Source organism: Escherichia sp. MOD1-EC6475, assembly GCF_003046645.1.
GTDB classification, from domain to species: Bacteria; Pseudomonadota; Gammaproteobacteria; order Enterobacterales; family Enterobacteriaceae; genus Escherichia; species Escherichia ruysiae.
Genome location: NZ_PZKQ01000013.1, coordinates 33,717 through 57,998, shown reverse-complemented (window position 1 = coordinate 57,998; position 24,282 = coordinate 33,717). Strand labels below are relative to the sequence as shown.

The following is a 24,282-nucleotide window of genomic DNA, read 5'->3' as shown; positions in this document are numbered from 1 at the left end:
CATGCACAATTAAGGGATACGTCCTGGCGCAGGACTGTCTGTTATTTAACTTTGCAGGTATTATGCTTCGCATCAAAAATGAAGGGAGAGAAAAAGATGCCATCTTTCGATATTGTCTCTGAAGTTGATCTTCAGGAAGCGCGTAACGCGGTCGATAACGCGAGTCGCGAAGTAGAGTCTCGTTTTGACTTCCGTAACGTTGAAGCGTCGTTTGAGCTGAACGACGCCAACAAAACTATCAAAGTGCTGAGCGAGTCCGATTTCCAGGTCAATCAGTTGCTGGATATTCTGCGTGCCAAACTGCTCAAACGCGGCATTGAAGGCAGTTCGCTGGATGTGCCGGAAAATATCGTTCATAGCGGTAAAACCTGGTTTGTGGAAGCGAAACTGAAGCAGGGCATTGAGAGCGCGACTCAGAAGAAAATCGTCAAGATGATCAAAGACAGCAAACTGAAAGTGCAGGCGCAAATTCAGGGCGATGAGATCCGCGTAACTGGCAAATCCCGTGACGATTTGCAGGCTGTGATGGCGATGGTTCGCGGTGGCGATCTCGGTCAGCCGTTCCAGTTCAAAAACTTCCGCGATTAATCTCGACAACGTGCGCTCTGTTCATGCCGGATGCGGCGTGAACGCCTTATCTGGCCTGCAATAGTTTGTGATTTCAAAAGATTACAGCAACTTTGTAGGCCTGGTAAGCGTAGCGCATCAGGCAATTTAGCCTCGTTTTTATGCCTGGCGAATTGCCTGTTCAACCTCAAAGCGATTCGTCACTTTGCTGTCGATTTTCACGTAAGCCGAATGTTCTTCTTCTGCAATCAACACTTCTTTGACGCCTTCAGTTTCCAGCAAACGCACTTTTAACGCCTCGTTTGCGGCAATGTCCGCCGGGATTTCAATGCGTAAGCTGCTGACATATGGCGGTTCTTTCATGGTACTGGCGACTGCCAGCCACACCGCAGCCAGCATTGCACCAGCGAGAAATACGCCCTGACCGTCAAACATGCCGTCAATCCAGCCGCCCAGCGAACCGCCAATCGCCACGCCAAGAAACTGGCTGGTGGAGTAAACGCCCATCGCCGTGCCTTTGTAACCTGCTGGCGACTCTTTACTGATAAGTGAAGGCAGAAGGGCTTCCATCAAATTAAACGCCACAAAGAAAAGCTGCACGCCGACCACCAGTTGCCAGAACTGCGTTTGTGCGTTCCACAACACAATTTCCGCAACCACGATCAACCCGACGCAGAAGACAAAAACTTGCTTCATCTTGCGCTTAACTTCGGCGTAGATAATGAAAGGCACAACCGAGCCAAAGGCGATTAACATCGTCGCCAGATAGACCTTCCAGTGTTCAGCCGCCGGAAAACCCGCGTTAGCCAGTTGCCCAGGTAGAGCAACAAACGTCGACATCAGCAACATGTGCAGACACATAATGCCGAAGTTGAGTTTCAGCAGGCGTGGTTCCGCCAGCACTTTACTGAAACTGCCTTTCACCATCCCGGACTCACGATTAAGTACGTGCGTGCGGCTGTTAGGCACAACCCAAATGGTCAACGCAATGCCGGTCGTTGCCAGAATAGCGATCATCCAGAAGAGCGCGTGTAGCCCAAGTTTGTGTGTGATGATCGGGCCAAGCACCATTGCAATGGCGAAGGTAATGCCAAAACTGACACCGATAAATGCCATCGCTTTGGTGCGGTTTTGTTCACGAGTGAGATCGGAAAGCAGCGCCATAACGGCGGCGGCAATCGCACCGGAGCCTTGTAACGCCCGACCCAGAATGATCCCCCAGATGGAGTCGGAAAGCGCGGCAATCACGCTACCCGCGACAAACACAGCTAACCCGCCAACGATAAGCGGTTTACGGCCTATGCGGTCGGAAAGCAGGCCAAATGGAATCTGAAAAACGGCCTGAGTCAGACCATAAATGCCAATCGCAATACCGATCAACGCTTCACTGGCGCCTTGCAGAGCCATGCCGTACGTGGTCAGAACCGGCAGAACCATAAACATGCCCAGCATACGCAATGAAAATACGGTTCCTAAACCCCAGGTCGCGCGCCGCTCGCCTGGCGTCATTTTATAATCGTTCATTACCACCTCTGTTTTAAATTCGCGACTAGTGTAAAGCGGCAAACGAATGGGGTAAACATGCGGATTTTTTAGTAAATATTTCGTGAGGGATATGTTTCTAATGCTAAGAAAAAAGGTGCCGTAGCACCTTTTTTAACAGGGAAGTCGCAGTTACCAAACTGCAGCCAGCAGCGTATGCGAGTCCGGCACCATAAAATCAACGGACATCATTACCGAAAGGGCAGTGATGGCGATGATAGAGAAGCCGAATAGCTTGCGCGCCCAGATTCGGTCATCAGCAACTTTATAACCACGCAGAGCCATACCTAACCACCAGACGCTGACTGCCGCAGCGACCACCAGATATTTGTATCCAGCGTAACCGCCAAGAGAGAGCATCAGCGTGGCAACAGCAAAGGCGATGATATACAGCGTGATGTGATTCTTCGCTACCGAAATGCCTTTCACCACCGGCAGTACCGGAATGTTTGCCGCCTGATAATCCTTAAAGCGGAAAATGGCGATAGCATAAGAGTGGGGCATTTGCCACAGGCTGAAGATAGCCAGCAGGATTGCTGCGCCGCTATCGAAGTCGCCTGTCACTGCACAGTAGCCAATCACCGGCGGCGCTGCGCCGGAGAGAGAACCAATCAACGTGCCGTAGACAGAGTGGCGTTTCATGTACAGGCTATAAACGCCGACATAAACCACAAAGCCCATCACCCCCAGCCAGCAGGCCAGCGGATTCGCGCCAAACCACAGCAGCATAAAGCCAGCAATACCCAGCAAGGTGGCGTACACCAGCGAGACAGCAGGAGAGATCAGGCCTTTAACCAGCACCCGATTCTTCGTCCTTTCCATCTTTCTGTCGATATCCCTGTCGATGTAGTTGTTAAACACACAACCCGACGCCACAACCAGTGACACCCCAACCAACGTGTAGATAAACAGGGGATAATCAATGCTGCCCTTCGAGGCCAGCAAAAATCCCCCAATCACCGAGATCAGGTTGCCAAAGATGATGCCTGGTTTCGTTACTTGCAGGTATTGCTTAAACATCATAACCGCCGCTCTTAGTGCATCATCATGTTGTAGTTAAGGTTCCACATGATCCAGATGGAGCCTACAACCAGGATAGCGATGATTAGCACGGTGAAGACAAACGCCGTCATGTTCCAGCCTTCATCTGATTTGGTATTCATGTGCAGGAAGCACACCAGATGCACCAGAACCTGTACCACTGCCATTGCCAGGATTGTTCCCAGAATTACGGCCGGAGAGGCAGAACCTGACATCACCATCCAGAACGGAATCACCGTCAGAATGATCGACAGGATAAACCCTGTCATATAGGTTTTTACGCTGCCATGGGATGCGCCGCCGCTCACGTTAGAATGACTCATTACATCGCCCCCATCAGATAAACAACAGTGAACACACAGATCCACACCACATCCAGGAAGTGCCAGAACAGGCTCAGACACATGATGCGGGTACGGTTAGTGCTGGTCAGGCCGCGACGGGCGATTTGCACCATCAGCACCGCCATCCAGATAAGACCGGAAGTGACGTGCAGACCGTGTGTCCCGACCAGCGCAAAGAACGCTGACAGGAAGCCGCTGCGATCCGGGCCCATGTCGTTAACAATCAGGTGATGGAATTCATAGAGTTCCATCCCGATAAATCCGGCACCAAACAACCAGGTCAACGCCAGCCAGGAGATAACCTGGCTTTTGTTGTTTTTGTACATGGCGATAGCCGCCATGCCGTAGGTGATGGAGCTGAACAACAGCAAGAAGGTTTCAACCAGAACGAACGGCAGTTCGAAAATGTCCTTACCTGTCGGGCCGCCTGCGGTGCCGTTCACCAGAACGGCATAGGTAGCAAACAAGATGGAGAACAGAATGCAGTCGCTCATCAGGTAGATCCAGAATCCGAAGATTTTGGTTCCGCCTGCATCGTGGTGCCCGTGTTCGTGCGCGTGGGCAGTCGCGTGCGTCAAAGTATCAGTTGCCATTTTTCAGCCCTGCCTTAGTAATCTCATCGAAATGCTGGTTTTCCAGTTTTTCGATTTCTGCCACCGGCACGTAGTAATCCACGTCCTCGTCGAAGCTTTTCACGATCCAGGTGATGATCATGCCTGCGAAGCCAACAATCGCCAGCCACCAGATATGCCAGATCATGGCGAAACCGAAGATGGTGGAGAAAGCCGCAATGACGATACCGGCGCCGCTGTTTTTCGGCATATGAATTTCTTCATAGTGGTCAGGCTTTTTGTACGCTTCGCCTTTCTCTTTCATTTCCCAGAATGCATCACGCTCGTGAACGTGCGGCACAACGGCAAAGTTATAGAACGGAGGCGGGGAAGAGGTTGCCCACTCCAGCGTACGGCCACCCCACGGGTCACCAGTCAGATCACGGTTCTGGTCGCGGTCGCGAATAGAAACGTACATCTGAATCACGAGGCAGAGAATACCCAGCGCAATCAGTACCGCACCGCTGGCTGCAATCATCAGCATAGTGTGGAACTGCGGGTCAATCTGCTGGCTCAAACGACGGGTCATACCCATAAAGCCCAGCGCATACAGCGGCATAAAGGCAACGAAGAAGCCGATGATCCAGAACCAGAACGCGCGTTTACCCCAGGTTTCGTTCAGTTTGAAACCGAACGCTTTAGGCCACCAGTAGGTCATCCCTGCGAAGCAGCCGAAGACCACGCCGCCGATGATAACGTTATGGAAGTGCGCAATCAGGAACAGGCTGTTATGCAGAACGAAGTCCGCGCCCGGTACTGCCAGCAGCACGCCAGTCATACCGCCCACCGAGAAGGTGACGATAAAACCGATAGTCCACAGCATCGCAGAATGGAATACGATGCGGCCCTGATACATGGTGAACAGCCAGTTGAAGATCTTCACCCCGGTCGGGATGGCGATAATCATTGTGGTGATACCAAAGAAGGCGTTTACGTTCGCGCCCGCACCCATCGTAAAGAAGTGGTGCAGCCAGACGATGAACGACAGCACGGTGATACAGACGGTTGCCCATACCAGCGAGGTATAACCAAACAGACGTTTACGCGAGAAGGTTGCCGCAATTTCGGAGAACACACCGAAAACAGGCAGGATCAGGATGTAAACTTCCGGGTGGCCCCAGGCCCAAATCAGGTTGATGTACATCATCATGTTGCCACCCATATCGTTAGTAAAGAAATGGGTGCCCAGATAGCGATCCAGGGTCAACAACGCGACGGTAACCGTCAGAATTGGGAAGGAAGCAATAATCAGAATGTTTGCGCACAGTGATGCCCAGGTAAATACTGGCATCTTGAACATGGTCATGCCCGGTGCGCGCATCTTCAGAATGGTAACGAAGAAGTTGATACCGGTTAGCGTCGTACCAATACCGGATAGCTGGAGACTCCATATCCAGTAATCGACACCGACCCCTGGACTGTACTCTATTCCCGATAGCGGTGGATAGGCCAGCCAGCCGGTCTGCGCAAACTCGCCCACGCCGAGAGAAACGTTAACCAGAATCACACCAACAACGGTAAACCAGAAGCTTAAGTTGTTGAGGAACGGGAACGCAACGTCACGCGCGCCGATCTGCAGCGGAACCACCAGGTTCATCAGACCGATAACGAAAGGCATCGCCACGAAGAAGATCATAATCACGCCGTGCGCGGTGAAGATCTGATCGTAGTGGTGAGGCGGCAGGAAGCCAGCTTCGCCCGCCGAGGCAAGGGCCTGCTGGCTACGCATCATAATGGCGTCAGCAAAACCACGCAGCAGCATCACAATTGCCACGATGATATACATGATACCAAGGCGTTTATGGTCGACGGAGGTCAGCCACTCTTTCCACAGGTAGGTCCACTTACCGAAGTAAGTGATCAGGCCAACGAGCGCCAGACCTCCCAAAATAATGGCAGCGATCGTAACCATGACGATAGGTTCATGGAACGGGACTGCATCAAGTGATAATTTTCCGAACATCTTTATTCTTCCTCAACCCCTTTAATGGGCGGATTCCGCGTGGCTCATGTCCATGCCTTCCATACCTTCGTGTGCGCTGTGCTCACCTTCTGGCTGGGTCATGTCCATGCTCTTACCGTGAGCCATAAACTTGTTAATCACATCGGCAAACAAATCTGGTTTCACGTTGGAGAAATATTCCACCTGGTTGTATTCGCTAGGCGCGGCCAGTTTTTCGAACGCAGCCATGTCAGACATGGTGTTCGGCGACTGTTTGGCTTTTGCGACCCATTGGTCGAATGCGGCACGATCCGGCGTTGCGATAGCTTTGAACTTCATGCCTGAGAAGCCCGGGCCGCTGTAGCTGGCAGAGATACCGTCATAAGTACCGGGTTCGTTGGCGATCAGATGCAGGCGAGTCTGCATACCGGCCATGGCATAAATCTGGCTACCCAGACGCGGAATAAAGAAGGAGTTCATCACGGAGTTGGAGGTCACTTTGAAGTACACCGGAGTGTTCGCCGGGAAAGCGATTTCATTCACGGTAGCAATGCCCTGTTCCGGGTAGATGAAGAACCATTTCCAGTCCATGGAAACCACTTCGATGGTAATGGGCTTCTCGTCGTGTGCCAGCGGCTTGCTAGGCTCAAGAGCGTGAGTGGTTTTCCAGGTCAGTACTGCAAGGAAGATGATGATTAAGATAGGCACCGTCCAGACCACAGCTTCCACTTTATTGGAGTGTGACCAGTTCGGGCTGTACTTAGCATCTTTATTGCTCGCACGGTACTTCCAGGCGAAACCAACAGCCATCAAGATTGCGGGAATAACGACAATCAACATCAGGCCAAATGCCGTCAGTATCAGTGAACGTTGCTCCAGACCAATCTGTCCTTTGGGATCTAACAGCGCAGAATTACAACCACTGAGCAATACAGTGCCTGCAAATAATGACAACCATCCCAAACTTTTATTGTATTTCCTGAGTCTCATTTAACGACCTCAATTCCACGGGATCTGGTGGCGTTTAAAGTGTGTGGGCATTTTACGGGAAGGTTACATTACTGTAAACATGATTAAATTCCTGTTACTTGGATTTGGCTGTCAGGTCACATATGTTGCAAAACATATCAGGTTGATTTTAAGAAGCTGTTGCAAAAGGGCGTTATAACGAAAGGGGAGTGCAGAAGGTGGTGGGGATGGTAATTGGTATAACCAATCTAAAATAAAACAATTATTTAACAATTAATTATCATGAAGGTGACAAAGCAGGCGTGGAAAAATAAAGAGTCATTAGCTGAATCGTGTAAAAAAATAAAACATATAAATTACGTCAATAATTTCCGAAATCTAAGCCGCACAAAAGAACAAATATTATTAAGCGATGCTGATGCTTATTTAGCCGTAATAATTACGTCGTGTGATTACTACAGCTAAATTATATTCACAGATTACGTCAGATGCGTTTTTCGTAGCGCCAGATAATCCAGAAAACCGCCAAGCACGACGCCGCCCAGGGCGACTAAAACGCCGACTTCCAGCAGAGCTGGCAGGAAAGAGAAGTGGGTCAAATCCAGCGCGTCCAGCGTCAACAGCAGTAACCACACGCTTAACAGACCGACGCCCGCCGCCAGTGTCCACATGGCAAAAGCATAACCTGACGGATATTCGGTACGTAGGATAAAGTTGTCGTTGACCCGTGTATATTCAAGCGTCTGGCGGCAAACCAGCAGTAAAATAAGCCCAGGTACGGCGGCGGCGACGGAGAAAAGATAGAATGTCGACCAGCCGTGTGATTCAACAAACCAGCCCGCCACGGGGCCGACATAAACCCGTCCGACAGCGGAAAGCGCCGAGAGCAGGGCAAACTGAGTAGCGGAGAATGACTTATTACACAGCGTCATTAACAGCGCCACAAATGCCGATGTGCCCATCCCGCCACATAGGTTTTCGAAAAAGACGGCTGCGCCCATGCTGTAGAGATGCTTATCAGTCACCGAAAGCAGCCAGTAACCGGCGTTGGACGCACCTTGTAAAAGGCCGAAAATCAGTAATGCACGGAACAGCGAAAGACGCTGCATCAGAATACCACCGTACAACGCGCCGACGATGGTCGCCAGCAGACCGAGCGTTTTGTTAACCACGCCTACTTCACCGGCATCAAACCCGACGCCGCGAATCAAAAAGGTGGTAGTCAGACTCATGGCGAAAGCATCGCCCAGCTTATACAGCACGATTAAAAGCAGAATCAGCCATGCGTTATTGCGACCAAAGAAATCACGCAACGGTGCTACAACGGCTTGTTCCAGCGTTTTGGGTACAGGAATGGTGTCGGTTGGTTCTGGCGCAAGCAACGTTGCGATAATGCAGGGGATCAGCAGAGCCGCCATCAACCAGTACATGCCTTGCCAGCCCAGCCATTTATCTGCCAGCCATAAGGCTAAACCACCAGAAACCAGCATCCCTAAACGGTAACCCAACACGCTGATTGCTGCACCTGCGCCGCGTTCTTCCGCAGGAAGTACATCCGTTTTCCACGCATCAAAGACAATATCCTGAGAAGCGGAGCAAAAAGCGATAACCACCGCCAGTGCCGCCATCCAGCGAAGTTGCGTACCTGGTTCGAGAAAACCCATCGCCGCAATCGCCAGTAACAGCAACGCTTGCGTAGCGAGCAGCCATCCGCGTCGACGTCCGAGGAACGGCGGGGTATAGCGGTCCATCAGCGGCGACCAGAGAAATTTAAATACGTAAGCCTGGCCCACCAGAGAGAAGAAACCAATGGTTTTAAGATCGATATTCTCGACTGTCATCCACGCCTGTAACGTGCCGGATGTCAGGGCGAGCGGCAGCCCGGAAGCAAAACCCAGGATCAGCAAAATAGCTGAACGTGGCTGTTGGAAAATACGTAAATATTGACTGGACATGGGCGTCTACAGGCCCGATTTACACCGGGCCAGAGGGCAGAAATTAACGTGCGTTCTGCTTGATAAATTCGTGGATGCTGGTGTCCTGAGACATATCAGCAATGGTGTCGGTCAGCACACTGTTAACCGCATCAGCGATGTTTTTGTTGGAGGCCTGGAACGCACCTTCAACGTTGTAGCTGGCACGATAGTTTTTAGTCATTTTGTTGCCATTCTGCGCGGTGGCAATGATGGCGATATCTGCTTTGGTAGCAATGTTGTAGCGCACGTTGCCCTGGGACACGTCGGCATACAGTTGGCTAACGATGATTTGCAGATTAACCGGGCCATTCGGGCCAACCATATAACCGCGAGCGGTCATCTGTTTTTCCAGCACTTCTTGCAGCAGGAAACGCAGATCGCGGGAAGCGGTCAGGGTAACGATTTGATTATCGCGGGTGACTTTTGCCAGCGCCTGATCGGTACGCTGATCGGCACCATTAATGCTAACGGTGACGCCCATCAGACTTGGATCTTGCTGTGGCAGCGTCATCGTCGGGGAAACTTCAATGGTTGTTGGCGGTTTTGCACACCCTGCAAGCATAAACAGAGCAACTAACGGGAAGAGGATTTTTTTGAACATGTTCTGGCTCTCAGAGACTTTTTAGCGTGTTTGGTAAAGATTCCCGCCATCATAACATCGCCAACGACGAGGGGAAGTGGGTAAGACATGTAAATTCATTATGTTGACGAAATAATCGCCTTGGGTAAAAGAAACACCGATGTGAAGCCGGTGAATCAATCTTTAAATCAGTAAACTTCATACGCTTGACAGAAAAAACAGGATGAAAGCTAATTATTTGTTGTTAAGCTGTAATGGAAACGGTTAAAGCGGCTAGTATTTAAAGGGATGGGTGACATCTCAGCGTTGTCGGAGGAGATATTTCATGATGATACGTGAGCGGATAGAAGAAAAATTAAGGACGGCGTTCCAACCCGTATTCCTCGAAGTTGTGGATGAAAGCTATCGTCACAATGTCCCAGCCGGCTCTGAAAGCCATTTTAAAGTTGTGCTGGTCAGCGATCGTTTTATGGGTGAACGTTTTCTGAATCGTCATCGAATGATTTACAGTACTTTAGCGGAGGAACTCTCTACTACCGTTCATGCGCTGGCTCTGCATACTTATACCATTAAAGAGTGGGAAGGATTGCAGGATACCATCTTTGCTTCTCCTCCCTGTCGTGGAGCAGGAAGCATTGCCTAAACGCATTTGCAACAGTTAGCGTTTTTCCAGTATGTTGTTAAAGATTTTATGAAAAACGGCCTGCGGGCCGTTTTGTTTTGTCTGGATTTTGCGCTTTTTGCCCAGCATTCAGACGAAAATTACCTGGGAATTGTGAAAAAATACGCGGCAGCGCGCAATAACCGTTCTCGACTCATAAAAGTGATGCCGCTATAATGCCGCGTCCTATTTGAATGCTTTCGGGATGATTCTGGTAACAGGGAATGTGATTGATTATAAGAACATCCCGGTTCCGCGAAGCCAACAACCTGTGCTTGCGGGGTAAGAGTTGACCGAGCACTGTGATTTTTTGAGGTAACAAGATGCAAGTTTCAGTTGAAACCACTCAAGGCCTTGGCCGCCGTGTAACGATTACTATCGCTGCTGACAGCATCGAGACCGCTGTTAAAAGCGAGCTGGTCAACATTGCGAAAAAAGTACGTATTGACGGCTTCCGCAAAGGCAAAGTGCCAATGAATATCGTTGCTCAGCGTTATGGCGCGTCTGTACGCCAGGACGTTCTGGGCGACCTGATGAGCCGTAACTTCATTGACGCCATCATTAAAGAAAAAATCAATCCGGCTGGCGCACCGACTTACGTTCCGGGCGAATACAAGCTGGGTGAAGACTTCACCTACTCTGTAGAGTTTGAAGTTTATCCGGAAGTTGAACTGCAGGGTCTGGAAGCGATTGAAGTTGAAAAACCGATCGTTGAAGTGACCGACGCTGACGTTGACGGCATGTTAGATACTCTGCGTAAACAGCAGGCGACCTGGAAAGAAAAAGACGGTGCTGTTGAAGCAGAAGACCGTGTGACCATCGACTTCACTGGTTCTGTAGACGGCGAAGAGTTCGAAGGCGGTAAAGCGTCTGATTTCGTACTGGCGATGGGCCAGGGTCGTATGATCCCGGGCTTTGAAGACGGTATTAAAGGCCACAAAGCGGGCGAAGAATTCACCATCGACGTAACCTTCCCGGAAGAGTACCACGCAGAAAACCTGAAAGGTAAAGCAGCGAAATTCGCTATCAACCTGAAGAAAGTTGAAGAGCGTGAACTGCCGGAACTGACTGCTGAATTCATCAAACGTTTCGGCGTTGAAGATGGTTCCGTAGAAGGTCTGCGCGCTGAAGTGCGTAAAAACATGGAACGCGAGCTGAAGAGCGCCATCCGTAACCGCGTTAAGTCTCAGGCGATCGAAGGTCTGGTAAAAGCTAACGACATCGACGTACCGGCTGCGCTGATCGACAGCGAAATCGACGTTCTGCGTCGTCAGGCTGCACAGCGTTTCGGTGGCAACGAGAAACAAGCTCTGGAACTGCCGCGTGAACTGTTCGAAGAACAGGCTAAACGCCGCGTAGTTGTTGGCCTGCTGCTGGGTGAAGTTATCCGCACCAACGAGCTGAAAGCTGACGAAGAGCGCGTGAAAGGCCTGATCGAAGAGATGGCTTCTGCGTACGAAGATCCGAAAGAAGTTATCGAATTCTACAGCAAAAACAAAGAACTGATGGACAACATGCGCAATGTTGCTCTGGAAGAACAGGCTGTTGAAGCTGTACTGGCGAAAGCGAAAGTGACTGAAAAAGAAACCACTTTCAACGAGCTGATGAACCAGCAGGCGTAATTTAAGCAGCATAACGCGCTAAATTCGCACAAAGGCCCGTCACCGCCAGGTGGTGGGCTTTTTTTTGTCATGAATTTTGCATGGAACCGTGCGAAAACCCTCTTTCGGTGTTAGCGTAACAACAAAAGATTGTTATGCTTGAAATAGGATGATGCCGTACCCATAACACAGGGACTAGCTGATAATCCGTCCATAAGGTTACAATCGGTACAGCAGGTTTTTTCAATTTTATCCAGGAGACGGAAATGTCATACAGCGGCGAACGAGATAACTTTGCACCCCATATGGCGCTGGTGCCGATGGTCATTGAACAGACCTCACGCGGTGAGCGCTCTTTTGATATCTATTCTCGTCTACTTAAGGAACGCGTCATTTTTCTGACTGGCCAGGTTGAAGACCACATGGCTAACCTGATTGTGGCGCAGATGCTGTTCCTGGAAGCAGAAAATCCAGAAAAAGATATCTATCTGTACATTAACTCCCCAGGCGGGGTGATCACTGCCGGGATGTCTATCTATGACACCATGCAGTTTATCAAGCCTGATGTCAGCACCATCTGTATGGGCCAGGCGGCCTCGATGGGTGCTTTCTTGCTGACCGCAGGGGCAAAAGGTAAACGTTTCTGCCTGCCGAATTCGCGCGTGATGATTCACCAGCCGTTGGGCGGCTATCAGGGCCAGGCGACCGATATCGAAATTCATGCCCGTGAAATTCTGAAAGTTAAAGGGCGCATGAATGAACTTATGGCGCTTCATACGGGTCAATCATTAGAACAGATTGAACGTGATACCGAGCGCGATCGCTTCCTTTCCGCCCCTGAAGCGGTGGAATACGGTCTGGTCGATTCGATTCTGACCCATCGTAATTGATGCCAGAGGCGCAACTGTGCCGCTATACTTATTCAGAGCGGCACAACGCTGTAAGCGGCTTGCGCCTGAGAATGGCATTTGCGTCGTCGTGTGCGGCACAAAGAACAAAGAAGAGGTTTTGACCCATGACAGATAAACGCAAAGATGGCTCAGGCAAATTGCTGTATTGCTCTTTTTGCGGCAAAAGCCAGCATGAAGTGCGCAAGCTGATTGCCGGTCCATCCGTGTATATCTGCGACGAATGTGTTGATTTATGTAATGACATCATTCGCGAAGAGATTAAAGAAGTTGCACCGCATCGTGAACGCAGTGCGCTACCGACGCCGCATGAAATTCGCAACCACCTGGACGATTACGTTATCGGTCAGGAACAGGCGAAAAAAGTGCTGGCGGTCGCGGTATACAACCACTACAAACGTCTGCGCAACGGCGATACCAGCAATGGTGTCGAGTTGGGCAAAAGTAACATTCTGCTGATCGGTCCGACCGGTTCTGGTAAAACGCTGCTGGCAGAAACGCTGGCGCGCCTGCTGGACGTTCCGTTCACCATGGCCGACGCGACCACGCTGACCGAAGCCGGTTATGTGGGCGAAGACGTTGAAAATATCATTCAGAAGCTGTTGCAGAAGTGCGACTATGACGTACAGAAAGCGCAGCGCGGGATTGTCTACATCGATGAAATCGACAAAATTTCTCGTAAGTCGGACAATCCTTCTATTACCCGAGACGTTTCCGGTGAAGGCGTACAGCAGGCACTGTTGAAACTGATCGAAGGTACGGTTGCCGCCGTTCCACCGCAGGGCGGGCGTAAACACCCGCAGCAGGAATTCTTGCAGGTAGATACCTCTAAGATCCTGTTTATCTGTGGCGGTGCGTTCGCTGGTCTGGATAAAGTCATTTCCCATCGTGTAGAAACCGGCTCCGGCATTGGTTTTGGCGCGACGGTAAAAGCGAAATCCGACAAAGCAAGCGAAGGCGAGCTGCTGGCGCAGGTTGAACCGGAAGATCTGATCAAGTTTGGTCTGATTCCTGAGTTCATCGGTCGTCTGCCAGTTGTCGCAACGCTGAATGAACTGAGCGAAGAAGCCCTGATTCAGATCCTCAAAGAGCCGAAAAACGCCCTGACCAAGCAGTATCAGGCGCTGTTTAATCTGGAAGGCGTGGATCTGGAATTCCGTGACGAGGCGCTGGATGCTATCGCTAAGAAAGCGATGGCGCGTAAAACCGGTGCCCGTGGTCTGCGTTCCATCGTAGAAGCTGCGCTGCTCGATACCATGTACGATCTGCCGTCCATGGAAGATGTCGAAAAAGTGGTTATCGACGAGTCGGTAATTGATGGCCAAAGCAAACCGTTGCTGATTTATGGCAAGCCGGAAGCTCAGCAGGCATCTGGTGAATAATTAACCATTCCCATACAATTAGTTAACCAAAAAGGGGGGATTTTATCTCCCCTTTAATTTTTCCTCTATTCTCGACGTTGAATGTGGGGGAAACATCCCCATATACTGACGTACATGTTAATAGATGGCGTGAAGCACAGTCGTGTCATCTGATTACCTGGCGGAAATTAAACTAAGAGAGAGCTCTATGAATCCTGAGCGTTCTGAACGCATTGAAATCCCCGTATTGCCGCTGCGCGATGTGGTGGTTTATCCGCACATGGTCATCCCCTTATTTGTCGGGCGGGAAAAATCTATCCGTTGTCTGGAAGCGGCGATGGACCATGATAAAAAAATTATGCTGGTCGCGCAGAAAGAAGCCTCAACGGATGAGCCGGGTGTAAACGATCTTTTCACCGTCGGGACCGTGGCCTCTATATTGCAGATGCTGAAACTGCCTGACGGCACCGTCAAAGTGCTGGTCGAGGGGTTACAGCGCGCGCGTATTTCTGCGCTCTCTGACAATGGCGAACACTTTTCTGCGAAGGCGGAGTATCTGGAGTCGCCGACCATTGATGAGCGGGAACAGGAAGTGCTGGTGCGTACCGCAATCAGCCAGTTCGAAGGCTACATCAAGCTGAACAAAAAAATCCCACCAGAAGTGCTGACGTCGCTGAACAGCATTGACGATCCGGCGCGCCTGGCGGATACCATTGCCGCGCATATGCCGCTGAAACTGGCTGACAAACAGTCCGTTCTTGAGATGTCCGACGTTAACGAACGTCTGGAATATCTGATGGCGATGATGGAATCGGAAATCGATCTGCTGCAGGTTGAGAAACGCATTCGCAACCGCGTTAAAAAGCAGATGGAGAAATCCCAGCGTGAGTACTATCTGAACGAGCAAATGAAAGCTATTCAGAAAGAACTCGGCGAAATGGACGACGCGCCGGACGAAAACGAAGCCCTGAAGCGCAAAATCGACGCGGCGAAAATGCCGAAAGAGGCAAAAGAGAAAGCGGAAGCAGAACTGCAGAAGCTGAAAATGATGTCTCCGATGTCGGCAGAAGCGACCGTGGTGCGTGGCTATATCGACTGGATGGTGCAGGTGCCGTGGAATGCGCGTAGCAAGGTCAAAAAAGACCTGCGTCAGGCGCAGGAAATCCTTGATACCGACCATTATGGTCTGGAGCGCGTGAAAGATCGCATTCTTGAGTATCTTGCGGTTCAAAGCCGTGTAAACAAAATCAAGGGGCCGATCCTTTGCCTGGTTGGGCCGCCGGGGGTAGGTAAAACTTCTCTGGGGCAGTCCATCGCCAAAGCTACCGGACGTAAATATGTCCGTATGGCGCTGGGCGGCGTGCGTGATGAAGCGGAAATCCGTGGTCACCGCCGTACTTACATCGGTTCTATGCCGGGTAAATTGATCCAGAAAATGGCGAAAGTGGGCGTGAAAAACCCGCTATTCCTGCTCGATGAGATCGACAAAATGTCTTCTGACATGCGTGGTGATCCGGCCTCCGCACTGCTTGAAGTGCTGGATCCAGAGCAGAACGTAGCGTTCAGCGATCACTACCTGGAAGTGGATTACGACCTCAGCGACGTGATGTTTGTCGCGACGTCGAACTCCATGAACATTCCGGCACCGCTGCTGGATCGTATGGAAGTGATTCGCCTCTCTGGTTATACCGAAGATGAAAAACTGAACATCGCCAAACGTCACCTGCTGCCGAAGCAGATTGAACGTAATGCGCTGAAAAAAGGTGAGTTGACCGTCGACGATAGCGCCATTATCGGCATTATTCGTTACTACACCCGTGAGGCGGGCGTGCGTGGTCTGGAGCGTGAAATCTCCAAACTGTGCCGTAAAGCGGTTAAGCAGTTACTGCTCGATAAGTCTCTAAAACATATCGAAATTAACGGCGATAACCTGCATGACTACCTCGGTGTTCAGCGTTTCGACTATGGTCGCGCAGATAATGAAAACCGTGTCGGTCAGGTAACGGGTCTGGCGTGGACGGAAGTCGGCGGCGACTTGCTGACCATTGAAACCGCGTGCGTCCCGGGCAAAGGTAAACTGACCTATACCGGATCGCTTGGTGAAGTAATGCAGGAGTCCATTCAGGCGGCGTTAACGGTGGTTCGTGCGCGTGCGGAAAAACTGGGGATCAACCCTGATTTTTACGAAAAACGCGACATCCACGTTCACGTACCGGAAGGTGCGACGCCGAAAGATGGTCCGAGTGCCGGTATTGCCATGTGCACTGCGCTGGTTTCTTGCCTGACCGGTAACCCGGTTCGCGCCGATGTGGCGATGACTGGCGAGATTACTCTGCGTGGTCAGGTGTTGCCAATCGGTGGTTTGAAAGAAAAACTGCTGGCTGCGCATCGCGGCGGGATTAAAACAGTGTTAATTCCGTTCGAAAATAAACGCGATCTGGAAGAGATTCCGGACAACGTGATTGCCGATCTGGACATTCATCCTGTGAAGCGCATTGAGGAAGTTCTGACTCTGGCGCTGCAAAATGAACCGTCTGGTATGCAGGTTGTGACTGCAAAATAGTGACCTTGCGCAAATTGCACTAATAAAAAAAGGGCTGGCGGGCCAATTCGGACTTGCCAGCCTTTTTTTGTCTCGTTAAGTTAGAGGGCGGATTAGGCTTGCCCTTATTAAGGGGTGTTGTAAGGGGATGGCTGGCCTGATATAACTGCTGCGCGTTCGCACCTTGAAGGATTCAAGTGCGAGATAAATTATAAAGAGGAAGAGAAGAGTGAATAAATCTCAATTGATTGACAAGATTGCTGCAGGGGCTGATATCTCTAAAGCTGCGGCTGGCCGTGCGTTAGATGCTATTATTGCTTCCGTAACTGAATCCCTGAAAGAAGGGGATGATGTAGCACTGGTAGGTTTTGGTACTTTTGCCGTTAAAGAGCGTGCCGCCCGTACTGGTCGCAACCCGCAGACCGGTAAAGAGATCACCATCGCTGCTGCTAAAGTACCGAGCTTCCGTGCAGGTAAAGCACTGAAAGACGCGGTAAACTAAGTGTTGTCCCCATTGGGGATGTGACGAAGTTCAAGGGCGCATCTACTGATGTGCCTTTTTTATTTGTATTCCGTGACTTTCTGCGCATTGTGGGCTGACAATTGCCCCCGTTTCTTGTCACAATAGGCCTTTGCGCGCAGCGATATGTTGCGTGAGGTACACAGTCATCTACAGCGGAGTGTTGTTACACCATGATGGACAGCTTACGCACGGCTGCAAACAGTCTCGTGCTCAAGATTATTTTCGGTATCATTATCGTGTCGTTCATATTGACCGGCGTGAGTGGTTACCTGATTGGCGCAGGCAATAACTACGCCGCAAAAGTGAATGACCAGGAAATCAGCCGTGGGCAGTTCGAGAACGCCTTCAACAGCGAACGTAATCGTATGCAGCAACAGTTGGGCGATCAATACTCTGAGCTGGCGGCGAACGAAGGCTATATGAAAACCCTGCGTCAACAGGTGCTGAATCGTCTTATCGACGAGGCGCTGCTGGATCAGTACGCTCGCGAACTAAAACTGGGTATCAGCGATGAGCAGGTTAAACAGGCGATTTTCGCAACCCCAGCGTTTCAGGTTGACGGCAAGTTCGATAACAGCCGCTACAACGATATCCTTAACCGAATGGGAATGAGTGCCGATCAGTACGCGCAGGCGCTGCGTAATCAGCTCACTACCCAGCAGCTGATTAACGGCGTTGCGGGCACCGACTTTATGTTGAAAGGTGAAACCGACGAACTGGCTGCGCTGGTCGCTCAACAACGTGTAGTGCGTGAAGCGACTATCGACGTTAACGCGCTGGCGGCTAAACAAGCTGTGACCGAACCAGAAATCGCCAGCTACTACGAGCAAAACAAAAACAATTTCATGACTCCGGAACAATTCCGCGTGAGCTACATCAAGCTGGATGCCGCAACGATGCAGCAACCGGTTAGCGATGCGGATATCCAGAGCTACTACGATCAGCATCAGGATCAATTCACCCAGCCACAGCGTACCCGCTACAGCATCATCCAGACTAAAACTGAAGATGAAGCGAAAGCAGTACTTGAGGAGCTGAATAAAGGCGGTGATTTTGCTGCGTTAGCAAAAGAAAAATCTGCCGATATTATCTCTGCCCGTAACGGCGGCGATATGGGTTGGTTAGAAGATGCCACTATCCCGGACGAACTGAAAAATGCCGGTCTGAAAGAAAAAGGCCAACTGTCTGGTGTCATAAAATCTTCGGTTGGTTTCCTGATTGTACGTCTGGACGACATTCAGCCAGCGAAAGTGAAATCGTTAGACGAAGTACGTGACGACATTGCGGCGAAAGTGAAACACGAAAAAGCCCTCGATGCGTACTACGCGCTGCAGCAGAAAGTGAGCGATGCGGCAAGCAACGACACCGAATCTCTGGCTGGTGCAGAGCAGGCTGCGGGCGTTAAAGCCACTCAGACTGGCTGGTTCAGCAAAGATAACCTGCCGGAAGAGTTAAACTTCAAGCCGGTGGCAGACGCTATCTTTAACGGCGGTCTGGTAGGTGAAAACGGCGCGCCGGGCATCAACTCTGACATCATCACCGTAGACGGCGACCGCGCATTCGTACTGCGCATCAGTGAGCACAAACCGGATGCGGTGAAACCGCTGGCAGATGTTCAGGAACAGGTTAAGGCGCTGGTTCAGCACAACAAAGCTGAGCAACAGGCGAAAGTAGATGCTGAAAAACTGCTGGTTGATTTGAAAGCGGGTAAAGGTGCGGAAGCTATGCAGGCAGCCGGTCTGAAATTTGGCGAGCCGAAAACCTTAAGCCGTTCCGGTCGTGACCCGATTAGCCAGGCCGCGTTTGCACTGCCACTGCCAGCGAAAGACAAACCGAGCTACGGTATGGCGACCGATATGCAAGGCAATGTCGTTCTGCTGGCGCTGGACGAAGTGAAACAAGGTTCTATGCCGGAAGATCAGAAAAAAGCGATGGTGCAGGGTATCACCCAGAACAACGCACAAATCGTCTTTGAAGCTCTGATGAGTAACCTGCGTAAAGAGGCGAAAATCAAAATTGGCGATGCGCTGGAACAGCAATAATCCGGAAGCCGCCTCGCAAAAAAATGCTTTGCAGCTGTAACAAGAAAAGGTCGCTTTCGCGGCCTTTTCCATTTCTGAACATTGCCATTTGTTTACTGTTTTCACTGCCGTTAAGGTGATTCCACTGTTAACAAACAAGGAGAAAACAGTATGAAACACGGAATTAAAGCATTGTTCATTACCCTGTCCCTGGCCTGTGCCGGAATGTCTCATAGTGCGCTGGCAGCAGCTCCTGCGGCGAAACCGGCAGCGGTAGAAACCAAAGCGGAAGCTCCTGCAGCACAAAGCAAAGCGGCAGTACCGGCAAAAGCCAGTGACGAAGAAGGCACCAGGGTCAGCATTAATAATGCCAGCGCGGAAGAGTTAGCCCGCGCGATGAATGGCGTTGGCCTGAAGAAAGCGCAGGCAATTGTCAGTTATCGCGAAGAGTACGGCCCGTTTAAAACGGTGGAGGATCTAAAACAGGTGCCGGGAATGGGCAATTCGCTGGTGGAACGTAATCTGGCGGTATTAACCCTGTAATTAATTTGCATAGTGGCAATTTTTTGCCAGACTGAAGAGGTCATACCAGTTATGACCTCTGTACTTATAACAGTTCTTATAACAACAACGTAAGGTTATTGCGCTATGCAAACACAAATCAAAGTTCGTGGATATCATCTCGACGTCTACCAGCACGTTAACAACGCCCGCTACCTTGAGTTTCTCGAAGAAGCCCGCTGGGATGGGCTGGAAAATAGCGACAGCTTTCAGTGGATGACCGCCCATAACATCGCTTTCGTCGTGGTCAATATCAATATTAACTATCGTCGCCCGGCGGTACTAAGCGACCTGTTAACCATTACCAGTCAGTTGCAGCAATTAAACGGTAAAAGCGGCATCTTAAGTCAGGTCATTACTCTGGAGCCGGAAGGGCAGGTGGTGGCAGATGCGCTTATCACGTTTGTTTGTATCGATCTCAAAACGCAGAAAGCATTAGCTCTGGAAGGGGAACTGCGCGAAAAACTGGAGCAGATGGTTCAGTAAAAATTTTGTTGTGCCGGATGCTCAAGCCGCATCCGGCGAGACCCCGAATAATTACTGCAATCCGGTTTTCTGCTTCATCGCTGCCATCACCGCCGGCTTATCAGCCAGATAATGATTCAAACCGTTGGCGCGTAAATTACACGCTGCACAATGACCGCAACCGTCGCCTTTAATGCCGTTATAGCAGGTCAGTGTTTCGTTACGTACTAAATCCAGCTTGCCGTAATAATCCGCCAGCGCCCAGGTTTCCGCTTTATCAATCCACATTAGCGGCGTTTCAAAACGAATATCTTTCGCCATGCCCAGACTGACGGCATGGTTCAGTGCTTTCACAAACTCATCGCGACAATCCGGGTAACCGGAGAAATCTGTTTCGCAGACGCCGGTGATCACTGCTTCTGCTTTAACCTGATACGCATATATCGCCGCCAGCGTCAGGAACAAAATATTACGCCCAGGGACAAACGTATTCGGGATACCATCGGCTTCAGGTTCATAATCAGGCACCGGAATGCTGTCACGCGTCAGGCTGCTGACCGCCAGCTCGTTGAGTAGCGTCACATCCAGCACCTTATGCGCGCGTGCACCCAGTTTCAATGCCAGTTCGTGTGCCACGTCAATCTCAGCGCGATGGCGCTGACCGTAATCGAACGTCACGCAATGGACTTCATCATATTGCTGCAATGCCTGTACCAGACAGGTGGTGGAATCCTGACCTCCACTAAACACAACGACGGCACGTTTCATAAATTATCCTGCTAAATCGATAAAAGCGTTATGGTAACGCCTGCGGTTAACCCCGACCAGTGCTTCATTGCGACGGCGCGGGAAGCCAGGCTTCGGTAAATTCAAACCAGCCGCGCGGTGTCAGTCGCACACCATTTACTCCAGGCGGGGCGCTAATGCGATAGTGATAATTGAACAGCGGCGTCAGCGTTGCTTCTTCCATTAACTGGCTAAACACGGTTTTCAGCGCGTTATTCCGCTTTTCCTCATCAGCCATCAACTGCACGGTATCCAGTGTCGATTGCAGATGTGCATATGCTGGAGCGTCGAAAACATATGACCAGAGTGGATCGCAACGCAGCCATTGCTCCAGGGTATATTCCGGCGCTTCGCCAATTAACCTGTCGCCCATCATCAAATCTGCCTGTGCCAGTGGGGTAGTGTCGTCCCAGTTTTTCGCGTTATGAAAAACAGTCGTTAATTCGCAACCTTCTGCTGCCAGCGTCGTTCGTAATTGTTCTGCCATTGCATGAAGTTCCACTGGCAGGTGATAAGCCAGCGTTAATGTTTCTGGTAGTTTGACCTCATCCGGTACATCCCATTGTGGAATAGCCCAGCCAGGCAGCAATGCATTACTGGCAGTGATCAGATTTTCTCCGACTTCTAACGTTTGTAGTAAACCGGATTGATGGATAATGGAGATCACTTTTCGCGCCTGCCAGAGGGACAGTCGGGGACTTTTGCGCAACGTTAAATAGCAAAAACCTAAACTGATGCCGCTACTGACCTGGCTGACCCGTGGCAACTCTTCAGGTTTACCGATGGTTATTTGTACTGGATGCTGACAACTGGTTCCCAAATCTTTTTCAAAAAGTGGTGGGGTTATCCAGTACTCAACCGCTTTTAGCAGTGGGTGATGTAAATGGTAATAATCATGGCTTTCCAGGCGCACCAGTTCCGCTGTGAATTGTGTTAAGCGAAAAGGACCCGTGCCGATCAGTGGGAATTGCGGATGCGCCAGATGGCTGCAATAGCTCGCCAGCCGGTGAGCAAGCCAGTAATCGGGGCGATGTAAAAAGAAGGTCAGACACTGCGGATGGGTGACCTCAATACGCTTCACGCTAATAAATAATTGATCCAGTGCTGGCAGTTGTAACAGCATCAATAATCGCTGGTGTAAGTGTGAGGCTTTTACCACATCGCCGTTATGCCAGTGCAGCGTTGAACGAAGATAAAAATCCCAGCGTAGCCCATCAGCAGAGATTTCCCAGTGATGTGCTAAATCGCCAATCGGGCGCTGGGTATTATTGTCGAATCGGGTCAGACCAGAAAATATCTGTCCGGCGAGATGCTGCTCGGCACGGCCGGGCAAAAAGCCCGGTTGTAGCGGTTCGAGCGGGCGATAGTAGGGAATACGCAACGTGGGTGTATCGTTTTGCCATTGTCCACCCATAAACGGCTGTAACAGAGTGCGCAGCTCACCTGGGGCCAGTTGCGCCAGCTCCAGCACATCTTGCTGCTTTCCGGTTTCCAGTGCCTGTTCCATCATCGCATTGCGTAGCGATTCTGGCGTGACCAGAAAGCGTAGGTGTCCGCGCTTTCCGCGTCCTGACTGCGCCTGCCACTCCAGCCATCCCGACTCCTGAGCCTGACGTAATAGTGTGCGCACATGGCGTTCGCTGCAAAAACAGCGTTCGGCCAGTTCTCTGACGGTGACGGATTGCGGCTCTCCGGCAGAAGGTTGCCACAGACGTTGATACTGGTTAAGACGGTTAAGCAGTCGCATATAAACCCGGAACAATATTATTTAACTATTCACTATTACTTCCGTATATATCAGGTGATACTCAATCACCATTAACCGTGTCACAGAGTGGAGAAAGAAATGGCTCGTCTGGCAGCATTTGATATGGACGGCACTTTATTGATGCCTGATCACCATTTAGGTGAGAAAACCCTCTCGACTCTGGCGCGTCTGCGTGAACGTGATATTACCCTCACTTTTGCTACAGGTCGCCATGCGCTGGAGATGCAGCATATTATCGGGGTGCTATCGCTGGATGCGTATTTAATTACCGGCAACGGTACGCGCGTGCACTCTCTGGAAGGCGAACTTTTACATCGTGATGATTTGCCTGCGGACGTGGCGGAATTAGTGCTCTACCAGAAATGGGATACCCAGGCCAGTATGCATATCTTCAATGACAATGGCTGGTTTACCGGGCAAGAGATCCCAGCATTGTTGCAGGCATTTGTGTATAGCGGTTTCCGTTATCAGATTATCGATGTCAAAAAAATGCCGCTCGACAGCGTCACCAAGATCTGTTTCTGTGGCGATCACGACGATCTTATGCGCTTGCATACCCAACTAAACGAAGCATTAGGCGAGCGCGCACATTTGTGTTTTTCGGCAATTAATTGCCTGGAAGTGCTGCCGGTGGGGTGTAATAAAGGCGCGGCGTTGGCGGTGCTGACCCAACATTTAGGTTTTTCACTGCGCGACTGCATGGCCTTTGGTGATGCGATGAACGATCGCGAAATGTTAGGCAGCGTCGGTAGCGGTTTTATTATGGGCAATGCGATGCCACAACTGCGCGCGGAACTCCCTCATTTACCAGTGATTGGACATTGCCGAAATCAGGCGGTCTCTCACTATTTGACGCACTGGCTGGACAATCCACATCTACCTTATTCCCCCGAATAACGAGATCTCTTCCAGCGCCGGGCAATAGCCCGGTTTTTTTTACTTTGAATTTGTCATTTTGTGCAGTGTCGTTTAAACCGCACAGAATAAATTGTCGGTATTTCGCCTTTAAAATAGAATTAAAAGAGAAAATAATTCTCTGTGGATTGGCGATGTTAGATAAAATTGACCGTAAGCTGCTGGCCTTACTACAGCAGGATTGCACCCTCTCTTTGCAGGCACTGGCAGAAGCCGTTAATCTGACGACCACGCCTTGCTGGAAGCGTCTGAAACGGCTGGAGGATGACGGTATCCTTATCGGCAAAGTCGCCCTGCTGGATCCGGAAAAAATTGGCCTTGGGCTGACTGCTTTTGTGCTGATTAAAACGCAACATCACAGCAGCGAATGGTATTGCCGCTTTGTCACGGTGGTAACGGAAATGCCAGAAGTGCTGGGGTTCTGGCGCATGGCCGGGGAATATGATTATCTGATGCGTGTTCAGGTTGCCGATATGAAACGCTATGACGAGTTTTATAAGCGTCTGGTCAACAGCGTTCCAGGGCTGTCGGACGTTACTTCCAGCTTCGCGATGGAACAGATTAAATACACCACTTCTTTACCCATCGAATAAATATC

22 protein-coding genes are annotated in these 24,282 nt (G+C 50.6%); 12 read left to right on the top strand and 10 right to left on the bottom strand.

Annotated elements, in window-relative coordinates; genetic code table 11:
- Positions 1-96 precede the first annotated feature (96 nt).
- Positions 97-588 (top strand): nucleotide binding protein YajQ, encoded by a 492-nt coding sequence (yajQ, locus tag A7589_RS04670; RefSeq protein ID WP_001138897.1) that lies wholly within the window; start codon positions 97-99, stop codon positions 586-588.
- A gap of 138 nt (positions 589-726) precedes the next feature.
- Here the strand turns inward: yajQ and A7589_RS04665 are convergent, their stop codons facing one another.
- The 8 genes from A7589_RS04665 to A7589_RS04625 all read right to left on the bottom strand — a co-directional run bounded on the left by A7589_RS04665 (position 727) and on the right by A7589_RS04625 (position 9,593).
- Positions 727-2,091 (bottom strand): MFS transporter, encoded by a 1,365-nt coding sequence (locus A7589_RS04665; RefSeq protein WP_001000995.1) that lies wholly within the window; start codon positions 2,089-2,091, stop codon positions 727-729.
- A gap of 150 nt (positions 2,092-2,241) precedes the next feature.
- Positions 2,242-3,132: a heme o synthase gene (gene cyoE, locus A7589_RS04660; protein ID WP_000971333.1), complete on the bottom strand. Its 891-nt coding sequence runs from the start codon at positions 3,130-3,132 to the stop codon at positions 2,242-2,244.
- Positions 3,133-3,143: 11 nt separating this feature from the next.
- The gene (locus tag A7589_RS04655) at positions 3,144-3,473 is read right to left on the bottom strand and encodes a cytochrome o ubiquinol oxidase subunit IV (protein ID WP_000019801.1); all 330 of its coding nucleotides are present in this window, start codon (positions 3,471-3,473) and stop codon (positions 3,144-3,146) included.
- Complete coding sequence (locus A7589_RS04650) at positions 3,473-4,087, bottom strand: cytochrome o ubiquinol oxidase subunit III (RefSeq protein WP_000179822.1); 615 nt, start codon at positions 4,085-4,087, stop codon at positions 3,473-3,475. The genes A7589_RS04655 and A7589_RS04650 overlap by 1 nt, the downstream gene beginning before the upstream one ends.
- On the bottom strand, positions 4,077-6,068 hold the full coding sequence (cyoB, locus tag A7589_RS04645; RefSeq protein WP_000467154.1) for a cytochrome o ubiquinol oxidase subunit I: 1,992 nt from the start codon (positions 6,066-6,068) through the stop codon (positions 4,077-4,079). The genes A7589_RS04650 and cyoB overlap by 11 nt, the downstream gene beginning before the upstream one ends.
- Before the next feature lie 21 nt (positions 6,069-6,089).
- Positions 6,090-7,037 carry a cytochrome o ubiquinol oxidase subunit II gene (gene cyoA / locus A7589_RS04640; protein ID WP_001239436.1) on the bottom strand — a complete coding sequence of 316 codons (948 nt, stop codon included), beginning with the start codon at positions 7,035-7,037 and terminating at the stop codon, positions 6,090-6,092.
- A 458-nt stretch (positions 7,038-7,495) separates the two neighbouring features.
- On the bottom strand, positions 7,496-8,971 hold the full coding sequence (gene ampG / locus A7589_RS04630) for a muropeptide MFS transporter AmpG (protein ID WP_000098461.1): 1,476 nt from the start codon (positions 8,969-8,971) through the stop codon (positions 7,496-7,498).
- A gap of 43 nt (positions 8,972-9,014) precedes the next feature.
- Positions 9,015-9,593, bottom strand: a complete 579-nt coding sequence (locus tag A7589_RS04625) for a lipoprotein (RefSeq protein ID WP_000473501.1) — start codon at positions 9,591-9,593, stop codon at positions 9,015-9,017.
- A gap of 304 nt (positions 9,594-9,897) precedes the next feature.
- Between A7589_RS04625 and bolA the strand changes: the two genes are divergently transcribed.
- The 9 genes from bolA (at position 9,898) to fadM (ending at position 20,236) form a co-directional block, all read left to right on the top strand.
- On the top strand, positions 9,898-10,215 hold the full coding sequence (bolA, locus tag A7589_RS04615; protein WP_000973458.1) for a transcriptional regulator BolA: 318 nt from the start codon (positions 9,898-9,900) through the stop codon (positions 10,213-10,215).
- Between the two features lie 341 nt (positions 10,216-10,556).
- A complete protein-coding gene (gene tig / locus A7589_RS04605; protein ID WP_108188742.1) occupies positions 10,557-11,855 on the top strand; it encodes a trigger factor in 1,299 nt (432 codons plus the stop codon).
- A 245-nt stretch (positions 11,856-12,100) separates the two neighbouring features.
- Entirely contained in the window at positions 12,101-12,724 is a 624-nt protein-coding gene (gene clpP, locus A7589_RS04600; protein ID WP_000122253.1) for an ATP-dependent Clp endopeptidase proteolytic subunit ClpP, read from the top strand.
- A 125-nt stretch (positions 12,725-12,849) separates the two neighbouring features.
- Entirely contained in the window at positions 12,850-14,124 is a 1,275-nt protein-coding gene (gene clpX / locus A7589_RS04595; RefSeq protein ID WP_000130305.1) for an ATP-dependent protease ATP-binding subunit ClpX, read from the top strand.
- A 187-nt stretch (positions 14,125-14,311) separates the two neighbouring features.
- Positions 14,312-16,666 carry an endopeptidase La gene (lon, locus tag A7589_RS04590; protein ID WP_001295325.1) on the top strand — a complete coding sequence of 785 codons (2,355 nt, stop codon included), beginning with the start codon at positions 14,312-14,314 and terminating at the stop codon, positions 16,664-16,666.
- 190 nt (positions 16,667-16,856) lie between these two features.
- Positions 16,857-17,147 carry a nucleoid-associated protein HU-beta gene (gene hupB, locus A7589_RS04585; protein WP_254892905.1) on the top strand — a complete coding sequence of 97 codons (291 nt, stop codon included), beginning with the start codon at positions 16,857-16,859 and terminating at the stop codon, positions 17,145-17,147.
- Positions 17,148-17,338: 191 nt separating this feature from the next.
- Positions 17,339-19,210, top strand: coding sequence for a peptidylprolyl isomerase (gene ppiD / locus A7589_RS04580; RefSeq protein WP_000969348.1), 1,872 nt, complete (start codon positions 17,339-17,341; stop codon positions 19,208-19,210).
- 150 nt (positions 19,211-19,360) lie between these two features.
- Positions 19,361-19,732 (top strand): helix-hairpin-helix domain-containing protein, encoded by a 372-nt coding sequence (locus A7589_RS04575; RefSeq protein ID WP_000680286.1) that lies wholly within the window; start codon positions 19,361-19,363, stop codon positions 19,730-19,732.
- A 105-nt stretch (positions 19,733-19,837) separates the two neighbouring features.
- The gene (fadM, locus tag A7589_RS04570) at positions 19,838-20,236 is read left to right on the top strand and encodes a long-chain acyl-CoA thioesterase FadM (RefSeq protein ID WP_001194535.1); all 399 of its coding nucleotides are present in this window, start codon (positions 19,838-19,840) and stop codon (positions 20,234-20,236) included.
- Positions 20,237-20,287: 51 nt separating this feature from the next.
- On the opposite strand, the gene queC is transcribed toward fadM, so the two are convergent.
- A complete protein-coding gene (gene queC, locus A7589_RS04565) occupies positions 20,288-20,983 on the bottom strand; it encodes a 7-cyano-7-deazaguanine synthase QueC (RefSeq protein WP_000817217.1) in 696 nt (231 codons plus the stop codon).
- Between the two features lie 64 nt (positions 20,984-21,047).
- The gene (locus A7589_RS04560) at positions 21,048-22,748 is read right to left on the bottom strand and encodes an SgrR family transcriptional regulator (protein ID WP_105282605.1); all 1,701 of its coding nucleotides are present in this window, start codon (positions 22,746-22,748) and stop codon (positions 21,048-21,050) included.
- Between the two features lie 99 nt (positions 22,749-22,847).
- On the opposite strand from A7589_RS04560, the gene cof reads away from it, so the two are divergent.
- Positions 22,848-23,666, top strand: a complete 819-nt coding sequence (gene cof, locus A7589_RS04555; RefSeq protein WP_010354098.1) for an HMP-PP phosphatase — start codon at positions 22,848-22,850, stop codon at positions 23,664-23,666.
- Positions 23,667-23,818: 152 nt separating this feature from the next.
- Positions 23,819-24,277 (top strand): DNA-binding transcriptional regulator DecR, encoded by a 459-nt coding sequence (gene decR, locus A7589_RS04550; RefSeq protein ID WP_000884589.1) that lies wholly within the window; start codon positions 23,819-23,821, stop codon positions 24,275-24,277.
- Positions 24,278-24,282 lie beyond the last annotated feature (5 nt).

Coding starts and splice junctions, on each gene's coding strand:
- queC (WP_000817217.1), bottom strand. CDS start 20,983: ATGAAACGTGCCGTCGTTGTGTTTAGTGGAGGTCAGGATTCCACCACC.
- A7589_RS04655 (WP_000019801.1), bottom strand. CDS start 3,473: ATGAGTCATTCTAACGTGAGCGGCGGCGCATCCCATGGCAGCGTAAAA.
- A7589_RS04560 (WP_105282605.1), bottom strand. CDS start 22,748: ATGCGACTGCTTAACCGTCTTAACCAGTATCAACGTCTGTGGCAACCT.
- ampG (WP_000098461.1), bottom strand. CDS start 8,971: ATGTCCAGTCAATATTTACGTATTTTCCAACAGCCACGTTCAGCTATT.
- cyoA (WP_001239436.1), bottom strand. CDS start 7,037: ATGAGACTCAGGAAATACAATAAAAGTTTGGGATGGTTGTCATTATTT.
- A7589_RS04665 (WP_001000995.1), bottom strand. CDS start 2,091: ATGAACGATTATAAAATGACGCCAGGCGAGCGGCGCGCGACCTGGGGT.
- A7589_RS04625 (WP_000473501.1), bottom strand. CDS start 9,593: ATGTTCAAAAAAATCCTCTTCCCGTTAGTTGCTCTGTTTATGCTTGCA.
- lon (WP_001295325.1), top strand. CDS start 14,312: ATGAATCCTGAGCGTTCTGAACGCATTGAAATCCCCGTATTGCCGCTG.
- cof (WP_010354098.1), top strand. CDS start 22,848: ATGGCTCGTCTGGCAGCATTTGATATGGACGGCACTTTATTGATGCCT.
- A7589_RS04650 (WP_000179822.1), bottom strand. CDS start 4,087: ATGGCAACTGATACTTTGACGCACGCGACTGCCCACGCGCACGAACAC.
- A7589_RS04575 (WP_000680286.1), top strand. CDS start 19,361: ATGAAACACGGAATTAAAGCATTGTTCATTACCCTGTCCCTGGCCTGT.
- tig (WP_108188742.1), top strand. CDS start 10,557: ATGCAAGTTTCAGTTGAAACCACTCAAGGCCTTGGCCGCCGTGTAACG.
- cyoE (WP_000971333.1), bottom strand. CDS start 3,132: ATGATGTTTAAGCAATACCTGCAAGTAACGAAACCAGGCATCATCTTT.
- clpP (WP_000122253.1), top strand. CDS start 12,101: ATGTCATACAGCGGCGAACGAGATAACTTTGCACCCCATATGGCGCTG.
- decR (WP_000884589.1), top strand. CDS start 23,819: ATGTTAGATAAAATTGACCGTAAGCTGCTGGCCTTACTACAGCAGGAT.
- fadM (WP_001194535.1), top strand. CDS start 19,838: ATGCAAACACAAATCAAAGTTCGTGGATATCATCTCGACGTCTACCAG.
- bolA (WP_000973458.1), top strand. CDS start 9,898: ATGATGATACGTGAGCGGATAGAAGAAAAATTAAGGACGGCGTTCCAA.
- ppiD (WP_000969348.1), top strand. CDS start 17,339: ATGATGGACAGCTTACGCACGGCTGCAAACAGTCTCGTGCTCAAGATT.
- cyoB (WP_000467154.1), bottom strand. CDS start 6,068: ATGTTCGGAAAATTATCACTTGATGCAGTCCCGTTCCATGAACCTATC.
- yajQ (WP_001138897.1), top strand. CDS start 97: ATGCCATCTTTCGATATTGTCTCTGAAGTTGATCTTCAGGAAGCGCGT.
- clpX (WP_000130305.1), top strand. CDS start 12,850: ATGACAGATAAACGCAAAGATGGCTCAGGCAAATTGCTGTATTGCTCT.